Source organism: Ekhidna sp., from assembly GCF_965227465.1.
In the GTDB taxonomy this organism is placed as follows: domain Bacteria; phylum Bacteroidota; class Bacteroidia; order Cytophagales; family Cyclobacteriaceae; genus Ekhidna.
Genome location: NZ_OZ245746.1, coordinates 647,118 through 661,401, shown reverse-complemented (window position 1 = coordinate 661,401; position 14,284 = coordinate 647,118). Strand labels below are relative to the sequence as shown.

Sequence of the window (14,284 nt, the reverse complement as noted above, 5' to 3'; positions counted from 1 at the left end):
GTATATTCGGAAACCAATCGCCATGGACGAGCAGTTTCTACACTATATCTGGAAATACCAAAAATTTGATTACCAATCACTTACCCTAACAAGTGGCCAATCCCTTCGTGTGTTTTATCAGGGCAATTACAATGAGGATTCTGGGCCGGATTTTGAAGAGGGTCGAATTAAAATCGATACTATTGAATGGGCAGGACAAATAGAAATCCACATTAATTCGTCGGATTGGGCCAATCATAATCATCAAAATGATCCTGCCTATCAAAATGTGATTCTCCATGTCGTATGGAATCACGATAAGGAAGTGCTACTGGATGATGTGCCCATCCCAACACTGGAGCTTAAAAATATTGTAGCCCCTACCTTACTTGAGAAGTATAGAAAATACATTAATGCTCCTTCAGACATCCCATGTACGGGTTTGCTGAAAAACATTTCGCCTTTTACGATGACGACTATGTTGAACCGAACCCTGGTAGAGAGGTTAGAAAATAAGGGTCATCGAATTCTTCAAAGTTTACAGCGTAACAATAATGATTGGGAGGAAACCACTTATCAGGCAATAGCTTCCAATTTTGGGTTTGCTACAAATAAAGAATCGTTCATCAGACTGACGGAAATTCTACCTTTTTCCAAGCTTAAAAAAGTGTTGCATGATTCGAAACAAACTGAGGCATTACTCTTTGGACTAGCTGGATTTCTTGAGCCCAATGAAGAAGAATATCAGCAATTACTTGGTGCTGAATTTAAGTATTTAAGAAAGAAGTTTGAGCTTAATGATCCAATGGTAACTGCACAATGGAAATTTGGGAAATTGAGGCCGGGTAATTTTCCCACTGTTCGATTATCGCAGCTATCTAGCCTATTACATCATCACCCAAAGTTATTTACACTTTTGATTGAAACAGAAGACATTAAGCAGTTAAAGAAAGAATTGTTAACGTCAGTTTCTGCATATTGGAGAAGACATTATGATTTCGGGAAAGTGAAAAAAAAAGCCGGCAACTCAATCGGCATCAATTCTTTTGAAAATCTATTAATCAATACAGTAGCGCCTTTAATGGCTGCATATGCTAAACATTCAGCTCAGCAAAAATATATGGATAGAGCTATAGAATTGCTCGAGTCTCTACCTCCAGAAAGTAATAGAATCATTGCGAAGTGGAACCATTTGAATTTGAACTTCAAAAATACATTTGACTCGCAAGCAGCCATTGAGTTGTATAAATCATATTGTCAAAAAAGAAGATGCCTGCACTGCAATGTTGGTGTAGAGCTACTGAATAAATGATAACATATTTCGCTCATATCGCAATATTAGTTTCGTTATCCTATTTGGCTTTTAGATTAATAAAGTCTGACCTACAACCCATTATTTTCTGGTCAGCCCTAATTTTAAAACTAGTCGCGGGAATGGTTCTAGGCTACATATTCTACGAGTATTACGGATTAGGTGACTCTATCACATTCTTTGAAAGTGCCAGACTCTCAAAATCTGTTGAAAATCAACCACGAACTCAGTTTTTCATCAAAATTCTCACTCCTCTTGTTGCACTTACCAAAGGATCCTATTGGCTCACCTCATTATGGCTTTCTTTCATCAGTTTTTTAGGTTCATGGTTTGCGACAGTTACTTTTATCCGGTTATTCCCAAAGCAGAAATCTATCGTTATAGCTAGCTTCCTATTTATCCCCTCAATTATTTTTTGGTCGTCTGGAATTATGAAAGATACGCTTGCCTATGGAGCTTTAATGATTCTGATTTCATTAATTGTGAAGCTATATGAGCAATATAAATTAAGACCGCTGGAGGTTATTTTAGTTTTAATTATGTCATTTACTCTTATTCAAATCAAGCATTATTTATTTATCATGACATTACTCTTCGGAGGAATTCTTGTTTCTATCCTTATTTTCAAAAAACTATCTGGGGGATTCAGATGGGTCTCCGCGATAGTTATCTTTATTGCATCCCTCCTTGCCACACAGTTCATTCACCCCTACCTTGTATTAGATCGACTACCTCAGACACTTTATGAAAATAATCAGGCAATACTGGAAAAATCAGAACCAAATAAACAATTGGATATTGTAATCGAAGATGACTCATGGCTTGCTGTAATAAAAGAAGTGCCAAAAGCACTGCACGCAGGATTGCTAAGACCGAACATAATCGATGAAACGCCAATATGGGGCTGGATTCACCGAGTAGAAAATTTAGTGGTCAGTCTCCTGATGATTATGTCCATTTTATTATGCTTTAAACTAAAACCATCAGTGGACAAGCCACTACTAATAGCTGCTCTTATTTGTATTTTGATATTGGCCGTTATGCTTCCGCTTGCCACACCTAACTTTGGCACCTTAGTTCGTTACAAAAATCCATATATGCCGTATCTCTTTTTAATAAGCAGTATACTGCCCTTTCAATACTTCACTTCAAGAACGAGTGATTAATCGCTACTTTTGCGCCTCGAAACAAAAAGGACATGGAAAAACCGGTAATCATATTCGGCTCAACAGGGCTCGCCAAAGCTGCATTAGAAATTTTCAACTCAAACAACATAGTTGTGTATGGATTTCTTGATGACGATGAAAAAACACATAATACGGAAATCAATACCGTTTCTGTCTTAGGTGCTACAGATGATCATGGTTTTACTAAACTGATCGGACAAAAGTGCGAGGCATTTGTGGCTACTGATGACAATTCACTTCGAAAAGACTATGTTGATTACTTAATTGAGACAAGAAAGGTGATGCCGATGAATGCCGTTCATCAGTCAGCATCAATTTCAGAATCGTTTAGCATTGGTCATGGAAACTTTGTCAATGCGGGTTCCGTGCTGTCAAATGACTCTAAGATGGGCAACCACAACGTGATTAATTCAAAGGCGATTATAGAACAGGACGTTGAAATTGGTGATTTTGTTCAAATTGGAGCAGGATCTATTATCAATACAAAGGTGAAAATCGAAGATGAAGTCTTTATAGGTTCAGGTGTAACCGTAGTTGCAGGAGTAAAAATAGAAAAAGGAGCTAGAATCGGTGCTGGTTCTGTCGTAGTGGGAGATGTGAAAAAAGGACAAACGCTTTTTGGTAATCCGGCAGTGGAAGTGAAGTAATGCCTATCTTCCAGCAATGAAGTCCAACCTCTGGCTGCTGCTTTTCATTTTCTTGCTTAATAGTTGTGTTCTGGAAGGCTTAATGCGTACGTGGAGTACCACGGAAGAATACAATAAAAAATTCAACAGCATCCTTGTGATGGGTCTCATAAATAATGTAAATCTCAGGAATGAGGTAGAGAATGATGTGGTATATACTGGAGGAAAAGCTGGCCTCAGGTGTGTAAATGGGATGTCGATGTTTCCACCAGAACTTGGCAAACCTTTTGAAGATGTGGAGCGTGCAAAGGAACGGATGAGAAACAATGGATTTGATGGTATTATCACAGTAGCCCTGGTGGATGTGAATGCAGAAAGGTACGTTCCCGCTCAGGTAGGTTATGAACCACTGGTTTATTATAACCGCTTCGGCAATTACTTCTTTCGTACGTACGATCTGGTCTATCGTCCCGGTTATTTCGCTCAGAATACACGTTATTTTATAGAAACTAACTTCTACGAATTGAAAGTTGGTAAACTGGTCTGGTCTGGAAGATCAACTACTTTTTCACCCACTGAATTAAACTCCTACTTACCACAATACTCGAAAGGCCTTTTCAAAGAGCTTAAGATTCAAGGTATTATTCAAAATTGAGTTAAATATTTCTTCTTAAAACTTTAATTTTGCTACAGATTTTAACACCCTGCTGAAACAGGGCCTGGTTATTATGGAAAAACACTACGTATTACTTTACTACTGCTACAGCAAAATTGAGAACCCTGAAGAATTTAGGGAACAACATCACAAACTTTGTCTAGACCTTGATCTTAGAGGTCGAATTATCGTAGCTTCAGAAGGGTTGAACGGGACCGTTTCGGGAACACAAGAATCCTGTGAAAAATACATGGATGCAGTAACCGGCGACCCGCGCTTTGCTCACACTGAGTTCAAAGTAGATACCAACGATCAACCGGCATTTGAAAAGCTTCATGTCAGGGTAAAACCGGAGATTGTACATAGCTCACTTAAACATGTAGATCCTACAAAAAAGACCGGTGATTACGTAGAGCCGGAAGAGTTCAGAAAGATTCTGAAAGAGGAACCCGAAGACACGATCATATTGGATGTCCGCTCCAACTATGAACATATGATTGGAAAATTCAAAAATGCCATCACGTTAGATATTGACAATTTCAGGGATTTTCCAGAGCAAATCGAAGAGCTAAAAAAATACAAAGACAAAAAGATTGTTACGTATTGCACCGGTGGCATTAAATGTGAAAAAGCCAGTGCATACTTGCTTGAGCAAGGATTCGAAAATGTTCATCAACTTCATGGTGGCATCATTAAATATGGGCTGGAAGCGGATGGAGAAGATTTTGAAGGTAAATGCTATGTGTTTGACAACCGTATTGTAAAAGAAGTTAATCAGGTAAACCCTACAGTAGTCTCAAGATGCTATGTAACTGATGAACCTTGTGACAGAATGGTTAATTGTGCCAATCCACATTGTAACATCCATATACCTATGAGTGAGAAGGGGGCTGAAATATATAAAGGATGCTGCTCTGAAGCATGCATGAACAATCCGGATACTCGACCTTACGATGGGACCGGATTCTACCAAAAAAGAATGAACGGATACAATCCATATAAAGGATTGAAACGATCTCCAGCGAGCCAGAATTAAGATTATCTTTTAGTAAATTGAGTGGCGCAAAGAAGTTTCCTGATTAGTTTTAGGAAGCCTTAGAAATTATGACCAAGCTATGTCCCACACATTTTCGGAGACTGACTTAATTCTCAACCCCGACGGGAGTGTATACCACCTAAGCCTAAGACCGAAAGACGTCTCAGATAAAATCATTGTGGTTGGTGATCCTGGAAGAGTGCACCGTGTTTCGCGTCATTTCGATTCTGTTGATTTTGAGATGAACAAGCGAGAGTTTATCACGCACACAGGAAAATACAAAGGCAAAAGATTGACGGTGATAAGCTCAGGTATGGGAACCGACAATGTTGAGATCCTGATGCAGGAATTAGATGCACTTTTCAATATAGACCTGGTGCACCGTGAGCCAAAACAGCGAAGAAGAAAGCTTCAAATTATCCGAATAGGGACTTCTGGTACAATACGAGATGAAATAAAGGTTGGTAGCCATTTGGCTACTGAATATGCAATCGGAATGGACCCGTTGATTCATTTTTACGACTTTAAACACAAGGGCAAAGAACGAAGAATTGTTGAAAAATTTCAGGAAGAAATTGGCATCCCCTATTTGCCTTATTGTTTTAAAGGATCAACTACTCTTTTTGAAAAATTTAAAGATTGTACCATCCCAGGTAACACGGTAACCTGTCCAGGGTTTTATGCACCGCAAGGACGGCAATTACGAATCCCAATTCGATTTAAAGAGATCATCGAAAAGATGCAGTATTTCCATGAAGAAGATGTATGGCTGACAAATCTTGAAATGGAAACTGCCGGATACTATGCTTTCGGCAAATTATTGGGACACGAAATGTTGAGCCTTAACGCGATTATGGCAAACCGGGTGAAAACAGAATTCGCCAAAGACCCTAACAAAGTAATTGACGGACTAATTAAAAAGGTCTTAGATCGAATCTAAGACTTAAAGAAAACACCAAGTGCTTTGTTTATTGCAGCTGCAGCATCATTCATGTGCTCTTTTGCCTCCGTCCATTTTTCGCCAGACTTTGCTGATCTATCATTGATCTGATCTTCCAATTTTTTCTTTTGGGTTTTGAGCTTAGCTATTTGCTCCTCCATATCATCAGAAACCTTACTGCCAGCCTGCTTGGTTTCTGCCACTAAATGATCAATCTTCTTTCCTAACTCAGCAAGAATATCTTCGACTTTTCGCTTATCACTCATAATCTTTCAGTTGAGAAAGGAAATTTAATTGATTTTACCATACCAATGAGCAATCACTCGCTCTGCTGGCTTATTTTGTGGTGTCCATTCGGTCCCTCGCCAATTACCATATCTCGCATTGAAGTGCCATTTCCAAAGAAAGCCACCGGCAAACCACTGCTCTTCCATTAATGCCCGATAGGTCGCTTCGTAAGCATCTGCTTGCAACTGAGGGTTTGCATTCTCCTCAGATTTATCCAGCTCCCAATGTCTCCCTGCTGCACCATTGGCGCTCTGAAAACCGTATTCTGTAAATAAGATGGGTTTATTCCATTTTTGAGAGAGCACCTGCATCTTATTTTTTATTGGGCTCCAGCCCCTTTCTATCTCTTCAATAGCGGGATGGTCTCCTTCAGCTAATGGGAAATAAGCATCTATACCGATGTAGTCCACTGCATCCCACCAATCTATGTTTTCATAATTATCCCAATTTGCGGCATAAGTAATCTTACCATTATATACACTTCTAACTTCTTTAATTAATCCCTTCCAAAAAGCAGGGCGTTCACGAGCCGGAATTCGGTACTCCGTTCCAATGCATAAGATCTCTACGTCAAGAGAGTCAGCCACCCGTGCATGGTTCATTATATAAGTCGAGAATTCATTCTCCCATTTTTTCCAATCCTGCTCAGATGATAATTTATAGTCTCCGGTCCACCCTTCCCCACTAACCCACACATGGGGTTTAAGCATAACTTTTAATTGATGAGATTTAGCATACTGAATCAATACCGAGGTTCCGTTGGTATGCTCTCCCCACCATTGTCGCGAGTGATCGAAAGAAACCTCCGGTGAGCCCGACTTTGAAAACCCATAAGGGATAACAGCCACCCAATCTGCATTTATCCGCTTCACCTCTCCCATTTTATCAGGGCCTATTTCTCTTGGAGGATTTACTAAGCTCACTCCGTTGATCATAGGTTCCCTTTCGATTGGCAGAAAGACCATCGTAATGAGTCCTAAAATCACAAAAAGTATGAGAACGTACAGACGCATTGTAGAAAGATACGTGAAGTAATATTATTGGGATAAAGGAGAAATTATTTAATCGATCTTACGCTCAAATTTCTTTTCAGCCTTATCGGATTTATGAACTCCAATACTACTAACGGCCCCACTTAAAAGTGATTTACCCCAATAGTTGAAAATTGCTCTAGAGGTATCCCGTTTTTCAAAGATTGTCCCTTTGCGAAGGAATAGCAAGTAGCTTGGGTTTTTGTTTTTGACTACAAAAGTGTTTGCGAAAAAAGTTTTAATGCCCTGACCAAAGCCCTGCGTGTCATGCGTTTTTACATTTAAAATCTGAATTTTTAAATCGTTATATCTAAAGCGCATATCACCACGTGAAAGCGTGTCATTCGCACTAAAGTTGAAATATAAATCCTTTGCATACCCACTTTTAATATTCACATTAGCGACGGGTCCTAACATTCGATTCATTGAGTCCAGTGGAAATTCTTTCACCCTCCCATTTAATGAAAATGGCTCATCTTTAGCTTTCATATTGAATGCACCTTTTACCTCAAACCCTCCAGCACCCATCAGTTTTCCGCGTGCTTCCAAAAGCATCAATTCACTTTTGACAATACTTCTATTCCCAACATTAACTAGTTGAGCTTGCATGTCATCGAATGAAATTTCACCATAAGTGGAATAATTCTCAGGTTTTTCCCTGTAGCGAACGGATCCATTTAGACTTATAGTATCTATTTGAAATTTGGTTGAAATATTTCGTATGGTCCGCTGAGGTAAGTGTCTTACCTGATCTTCGGGAAATGTTACCCCTTTATCTCTATATATCAACGCGTCTACTCCTTGTAGAACTACATTTTCGATTGCATATTCGCTGGTTGACAACAAAGCACCCATGTCTATTTGCTCAAAAGAAATATCTTTCACTTTCACATCAAACCAATCGTTTTGCTCTTCCAACCTTTCCGAATACTCCTCAGCAGAAAAATCAGAAATCAATTGTACATTTTTCAAATTCAGGTCGCTTGTTGGAAAGTCAAATCGATATTTCTCAACAGAAAGTGTGTAGCTATCGGGAAGAGGTACTTTAAATGGTCCCGCATCAAAGGATAGATTACTCATCCGATTCAAAATATTTTTAGCTGTCAAAGTATCTGTTGAGTGAAAATTCTCTACCAACAGGTTACCATTATTTAAATGCAAATCTTCATTGGTTGAATCCTTATACACCCAGGATATATTATCCAGAGATAGGTAATCTATTGATAGTGGAGTCGTAAATGGTTTTTTACCAGTATCACTCTCTACCAGCCTGTTAGTGCCTGACGGATTACTTATGATCAATGAATCTACTTTGAACGCTCCTTTTTCGTAAAAGGATTGTACATCCAAATTCCTAACATTCAGAGAGGGAATGTCTACCTTGAGACTGTTGTCGATTGTAACAAAATGAATGGAATCAATAAGCAAGTCTTCCTCGGTACTCGAATAATCAATATTCCTGAAATTCAATGTATCCCCAGAACTCATATAAGGAGTTAATTCTTCAGCGAAAAAATTTAAGGAACTGGAATAAAAAGTGCCATTCTCAAAAACATTATCACTTGGAAAATCTATATCGAATATGGATGTGTTTATCCCCGCTATCGAAAGAGAGTCCAGGTTAGTATTACCCAATAGGTGAACAATAATCCTCCCTGTATCAAGCCTTAGCTCCTGGATGGCCATTGTAAATGCGCGGTTTTTTTTGGTGCTTGAATCTCTTCTGATTTTGGGGATTTTTAATTTAAGTTGGGGGTTGGCGATGTGTACCAAACTGGCAAATAAATGCTTCTCATCAAAGAATTTTGCCTGCTCAAAAGCTGTTAGTCTTAAGAATGGAATAAAACCTTCCAATTGAAGAATTCCAGTATCCAACCTATCAATTGGTGTAATATGAACACTATCAAAAGCCATTTCATTTTCCAAAGTATCATATTCCCATCGCGCTATTTCCACTTTATGATTGAGTTCTTTTGAGCGTATATTTATTTGCTCAATAGCCACGCGTCTAAAGGCTGTTGAATCACCTGCAAAAACATCAGCATCCAGCCCATTCATACTTACTTCCAGCGAATCAATTGTTCCACGAAGTTTACCGTTTGAAATTACCAATTCCTTTTCAATACCGACATTAAGCTCACCACCACTACCTTTTGATTTGATATTGAATTCAATATCAGGATTTATCAGGATTGCACGCGTAAGCTGAGTATAATTCCCTCCTATCAAGCTATCTAAAACAACTCCGGTGAGTCGCAACGTATCAAATTGTCCCTTTACTTGTAGATCATTTTGATCTATTTCAATCTGCCATTCCAACAGTTGTAGAGTGGTCATTTGATCATCAACTAAAAGTTTATTGCCAGCAATTAATATGCTGTCTTGATCGAATGAGAGACCAAATACCTCAAGTTTTGAATCATCGAATAATTTTTGAAAACTTTTTGACGCGGCGTTTAAATGAACTCCTCTCATTGATAAATTGATCTCTTCAAGTCCTATTCCATTCGGCAAGATGAGTTCCATATCTGAAAGCTGAAGTTGGTCTACAGATATCTCCCTAAAAATTGGCGAAAGTGACTTGTAAAGGGCACTAACAGAGGCCTTCTTCTTTTCCATTTTACTTCCAGAATTTTTTACTCCCAGGAATCCGTACGGTATTTCAAATGTGCCGACATTCAATACCTTGTCTGCAATCGCGCGCTGAAAATCAACGTTTTTCAGACGAAATACTGGCACATCCATGTCTATTAATACCTTCGATTCATTGCCAGCTCGTTCATGGCTAATAACCATGTTTTCAAAAAGCACCTCTGAATCAAAAGAATTGACCTTTAAAAGCTTAAAATAAGCTGTATGAACACTGTCTGGGAGCAGGTATGTATAGTTGTGAATATCCAACTCTATGTCTTCAAAATATTTGAATCGATGATCAAACCTATAGTTACTGGTGTCCAGATGTATGTTATGAAAGACAATATTGGACTTCTCTACTTTGAAACGCTGGTACTTTTCATCCCCATCAATCTTTAGATCTACATGGGCATTTTGGATATTAAGCTTTCTCACATCTAGCGATCCAAATACTTTAAATATTAATGTGAGCAATGAGTTGTCAATGTCCTTTTTGGTACTGGCAGCATGAGATTCATCATCCACAAAAACGATGGGTTCTTCCAGAATAAGTTCCTCTATTATCAAGTGATTTTCTTGATATGCGGCTACATAATCTACTCCCTTCAAACTCAGCTTAGGAACATGAATATCATATACATTGATATCGTTTTGTCCCTTGAAAGTGATGCCGGAGGTAGCTGTAGGCTTAATCCGTAAGTTTTCGAATGACAATATCGAATCCGATGTAGACAACACAAACTTGTCGAAGGTGATTTCATGAATGCTATCTGGTAGATGGAAGAGTTGATTTCGAATTTCCAACGATATTTCTTCCGAATAAAAGACCTGATTTTCTCGAGAGATAGAATCCATGACCAGGTTCTTCACTAGAAAATCAATGCTTCCGAGTGTAAATTCATTACCATCATATTGCAGTTCCCCATCCTGAATTCGGAAATAGTCAATTTTCAAGACCCGGAGGTAATCAGAAATGGCTTGATACATATTGCCTGCTTCTAAGCTGAATTTGGTCTTTTTAGCAGATTCTAAGCTTACCATGTCAATATTTGGATCTACCACCCGTACACTTTTGATGATGAGCTCCTTTTCAAAATAGAGGGCATATACAGATTCCAGGTCGATGATCAGTTCATCTAATTGAATCTCGTAGATGTTTTTGAGACCCAGCCTACTAAAATCTGCACTGGAGTCTGCATTCAAAGTCAACCTATTCACTTTAATCCGGCTCTCCAACAAATCCAATTCAATTGATTCAAAATCTAACCGGTAAAATCCATTTGTTTCTCGCTTGATTACTTCATTAAGAATAAGGCCAGCTGAGTTTTTTCCAATAAAGAATATAGCAGAACCTATCCCTAATAGAAGAATTAGGATGCCAGCACTCCAAAGGACAAATCGTCTGGAAAATAGTTTAGCAGATTTAGCCATATTTCAATACCGTCGTGACGGCAATCTAAAATACGCAAAGTATGGGAGAACACAGGTTTTACTTATTAGACTGAGAAAACTCTAGAAGCCACTTGCTCAGTCTACACTTAAAAGCTACTGGCACTTGCTTCTTCCTTCATTTTGTCCGCATCTTCTTTTCCCAGGTACCGATCGATGAGAAAGTGCCCGAGGTAAATTAAAGGTGTGAGGGCAATCGCAATGATAAACTTATAAATATAATTCAGAGAGCCTACCGACAGTACTTGAGAAAAGTCCCACCTACTCTCAGAAGGAGCGAGAATGTAAAAAGCGATTGCCAGGACTACAAAACTGTCTATCAACTGTGAAATAAGTGTTGATCCTGTAGCTCTTAGCCAAATCATTTTTTCACCTGTGATTTTTCTTAACCGTTGAAACACGATGACATCTAAAATCTGACCAATCAAGAAGGCAATGATGGAGCCCACAATAATCCCTAGTCCCTGTGTATAGATTTTATTGAAAGCAAAGTTCATATTGAAGTAATTGCCTTCTGTATCAGTATCATTCACTTCCAACCAAAACTCAGCCGGGCTTAGCTTGGTTACCAGCCAGATCATTAAAAAGGCATAAGAAATACAGCCTACTGCGATAAAGCTGATCTTTCTAACTCCGGCCTTACCAAAATATTCGTTGATGATATCAGTGGTAATAAAAACCACAGGCCAAATCATCACCCCTGCAGTTAAGTTAAAGTCGAGTGTGTACCCAAGGATATCCAGACTTGCTGGCTCCCAGCCCAGGGTTTGTTCCAGCGAAAAGATTTTTACTCCTATAAGCTCTGCCAGGATTGCATTGGTAAGAAAAATCGCTCCCAGAATAATGAAGAGGTTTTGTCTTTTATTTCCCATCCACCACAAATTTGGTTCCTTCAATTGCCAAATAGGAATTTTCAAATACTGCTTTTGCTTCCTTTAGGATCGGATCCAGTTCTTTATATCGAGCAGAAAAATGACCCAATATTAACTTTCCAACTTCCGCTTCTTTTGCGTATTTAGCGGCCTGTTCCGCAGTAGTATGATAGGTTTGGACGGCTCTTTCGGCCATGTCGTTAGCAAACGTCGCTTCATGATAAAGTAGGTCAACCCCTTTAATTATGTCTTGTAACTGTGGTCGTAACTTAGTATCGGAGAAAAATGCATAACTGAAACTTGGATTGGGATCCAGTGTCAATAACTTATTTTCATATTTCACTGATCCATCAGCATTTAAAACATCCTCTCCTTCTTTTAGTCGCATGATGTCCAGATTGGATAGTTGTACATCCTGAAGCTTGTTTCTGTTGATTCGACGTTTCTTCGGTTTTTCTTTAAAGAGATATCCAGAGCAAGGGACCCGATGGTCCATAGGAAGTGAGGTAACTGTAAATTTTGGATGATCCATCACCATCTCAGATTCCCCCGGGGTAAATTCTACAAAACGGATGTGAAAGTTAAGTGAGGTCTCTGAATGCCTGAGTTGCAATTGCAAAATTTCCTTGAGACCTGGAGGGCCTACCAGCAACAATTCTTTTTTTCTCCCAAACAGATGCATGGTGGACAATAGTCCAATCAAACCGAAGTAATGATCTCCATGCAGATGGGAGATGAATATGTGATCTATGCGTGAAAGCTTTACTTTATTCCGCTTCATGAGCAGCTGAGTACCTTCCCCACAATCAATTAAGAAATGCTGTTCCTGAAGCTTGAATACTTGTGCAGTATGGTGCCGACGATGTGCAAACGCCGCAGAGTTAGATCCTAATATCAGTAATTCAAGGCTCAAGGTTTACTCCGCTGCGCCCTGTCCTTTGTTGATTTCTGTCATCAATACCACATCAGCGGCCTCTTCTTGTCCAGATACGATATTCATCACTTTATCCAGCTGGCTAATTGAAATTAACTTCATCACGTGATCAGTTACATTGTAAAGTACAAATGCCCCAGACTCGCCAAATGATCGATTACCAACCAAAAGCGCACTCAAACCACTGGAATCTACATATTTCACGTTGGACATATCCACAATCAAGCTTTTTACGCCATCCTGGGCAAGGTCCATAAATTCTGTCTTAAGTTCTGGCGCCACTGTCGAATCAACCTTTTCCTGGCTGATTTTCGCCATTGAATAATTTTCGTATTTGTCTACTGTAAATTCCATAATTCTTTATTCTACTATTTGAGCAATTTCCTCTTTAATTTGAGCTAATTTATTGGAGTATTCGTCCTTAACAAACTTTTCACCAGAGATGTTCTCATAAAGTTCAATGTATCTATCCGAGATCATCTTAATTCGATCTTCCGGCATTTCCGGTATCTGCTGACCTTCTTTCCCCTGAAACCCTTCTGAAATTAGCCATTGTCTTACAAATTCTTTTGACAGCTGTTTCTGAGGTTCATTTTTTTCTAATAAAGGCAGGTAAGGCTCAGCATAAAAATACCTGGATGAATCCGGTGTATGTACTTCATCTATGAGGTAGATTTCTCCTTGATATTTTCCAAATTCATACTTGGTATCTACCAGAATTAATCCTCTTTCTTCAGCTATTTCTGTACCTCTTTGAAAAAGCTTTCGAGTATAATCCTCTAGTTGGAGATAATCTGCTTCTTCCACTATCCCTTGCTTCAAAATTTCTTCGCGGGAAATATCTTCATCGTGCCCTTCATCAGCTTTGGTAGTAGGTGTAATGATTGGTCGAGAGAATTTTTCATTCTCCCTCATTCCATCCGGCATAGGCATACCACAAAGTGATCGCTTTCCATCTCTATACTCACGCCAGGCATGGCCCGTAAGGTATCCTCTGATGACCATTTCTACCTTGAAAGGTTCACATCGTTTACCAAAAGTAACGTTCGGGTGAGGGGTACACTCCACCCAGTTTGGCACAATATCTTTAGTTGCTGCCAAAAAATTAGCTGCCAGCTGGTTCAAAACCTGACCTTTAAAAGGAATGGGCTTAGGAAGTACTACATCAAAAGCGGAGATTCGGTCCGTTGCTATCATGGCTAGTTTGTCGCCAAATTCGTATACTTCACGAACCTTTCCGGTGTATTTGCCGGTTTGTCCTTTAAATTGAAAATCGGTAGAAATGATGCCTTGTGACATAGACGGCAAATATAGCTTTATGCGTACGATTGCATGGGCACT

Annotated in this window: 13 protein-coding genes; 6 read left to right on the top strand and 7 right to left on the bottom strand. The window is 39.1% G+C overall.

Annotated elements, in window-relative coordinates:
• Positions 1–22: 22 nt before the first annotated feature.
• The 6 genes from ACO05G_RS03060 (at position 23) to ACO05G_RS03035 (ending at position 5,735) form a co-directional block, all read left to right on the top strand.
• On the top strand, positions 23–1,291 hold the full coding sequence (locus ACO05G_RS03060; RefSeq protein WP_421764636.1) for a DUF2851 family protein: 1,269 nt from the start codon (positions 23–25) through the stop codon (positions 1,289–1,291).
• A gap of 122 nt (positions 1,292–1,413) precedes the next feature.
• Positions 1,414–2,457, top strand: coding sequence for a hypothetical protein (locus ACO05G_RS03055; protein WP_421764635.1), 1,044 nt, complete (start codon positions 1,414–1,416; stop codon positions 2,455–2,457).
• Between the two features lie 32 nt (positions 2,458–2,489).
• Positions 2,490–3,125 (top strand): acetyltransferase, encoded by a 636-nt coding sequence (locus tag ACO05G_RS03050; protein WP_421764634.1) that lies wholly within the window; start codon positions 2,490–2,492, stop codon positions 3,123–3,125.
• Positions 3,126–3,141: 16 nt separating this feature from the next.
• Entirely contained in the window at positions 3,142–3,759 is a 618-nt protein-coding gene (locus ACO05G_RS03045) for a hypothetical protein (protein ID WP_421764633.1), read from the top strand.
• 73 nt (positions 3,760–3,832) lie between these two features.
• Positions 3,833–4,795 carry a rhodanese-related sulfurtransferase gene (locus ACO05G_RS03040; protein ID WP_421764632.1) on the top strand — a complete coding sequence of 321 codons (963 nt, stop codon included), beginning with the start codon at positions 3,833–3,835 and terminating at the stop codon, positions 4,793–4,795.
• Between the two features lie 79 nt (positions 4,796–4,874).
• Positions 4,875–5,735 (top strand): nucleoside phosphorylase, encoded by an 861-nt coding sequence (locus ACO05G_RS03035; RefSeq protein ID WP_348284812.1) that lies wholly within the window; start codon positions 4,875–4,877, stop codon positions 5,733–5,735.
• On the opposite strand, the gene ACO05G_RS03030 is transcribed toward ACO05G_RS03035, so the two are convergent.
• From ACO05G_RS03030 to ACO05G_RS03000, 7 genes are all read right to left on the bottom strand, one after another.
• Positions 5,732–6,001 carry a hypothetical protein gene (locus tag ACO05G_RS03030; RefSeq protein ID WP_348284813.1) on the bottom strand — a complete coding sequence of 90 codons (270 nt, stop codon included), beginning with the start codon at positions 5,999–6,001 and terminating at the stop codon, positions 5,732–5,734. The genes ACO05G_RS03035 and ACO05G_RS03030 overlap by 4 nt on opposite strands.
• Positions 6,002–6,025: 24 nt before the next feature.
• Complete coding sequence (locus ACO05G_RS03025) at positions 6,026–7,036, bottom strand: glycoside hydrolase family 113 (protein ID WP_348284814.1); 1,011 nt, start codon at positions 7,034–7,036, stop codon at positions 6,026–6,028.
• 48 nt (positions 7,037–7,084) lie between these two features.
• A complete protein-coding gene (locus ACO05G_RS03020) occupies positions 7,085–11,119 on the bottom strand; it encodes a hypothetical protein (RefSeq protein WP_421764631.1) in 4,035 nt (1,344 codons plus the stop codon).
• A gap of 107 nt (positions 11,120–11,226) precedes the next feature.
• Entirely contained in the window at positions 11,227–12,009 is a 783-nt protein-coding gene (locus tag ACO05G_RS03015) for a queuosine precursor transporter (protein WP_421764630.1), read from the bottom strand.
• Complete coding sequence (locus ACO05G_RS03010; protein WP_421764629.1) at positions 11,999–12,922, bottom strand: ribonuclease Z; 924 nt, start codon at positions 12,920–12,922, stop codon at positions 11,999–12,001. The genes ACO05G_RS03015 and ACO05G_RS03010 overlap by 11 nt, the downstream gene beginning before the upstream one ends.
• A gap of 3 nt (positions 12,923–12,925) precedes the next feature.
• Positions 12,926–13,297, bottom strand: coding sequence for an STAS domain-containing protein (locus ACO05G_RS03005; RefSeq protein ID WP_348284822.1), 372 nt, complete (start codon positions 13,295–13,297; stop codon positions 12,926–12,928).
• Positions 13,298–13,303: 6 nt separating this feature from the next.
• Complete coding sequence (locus ACO05G_RS03000) at positions 13,304–14,242, bottom strand: phosphoribosylaminoimidazolesuccinocarboxamide synthase (RefSeq protein WP_421764628.1); 939 nt, start codon at positions 14,240–14,242, stop codon at positions 13,304–13,306.
• Between the last annotated feature and the right edge of the window lie 42 nt (positions 14,243–14,284).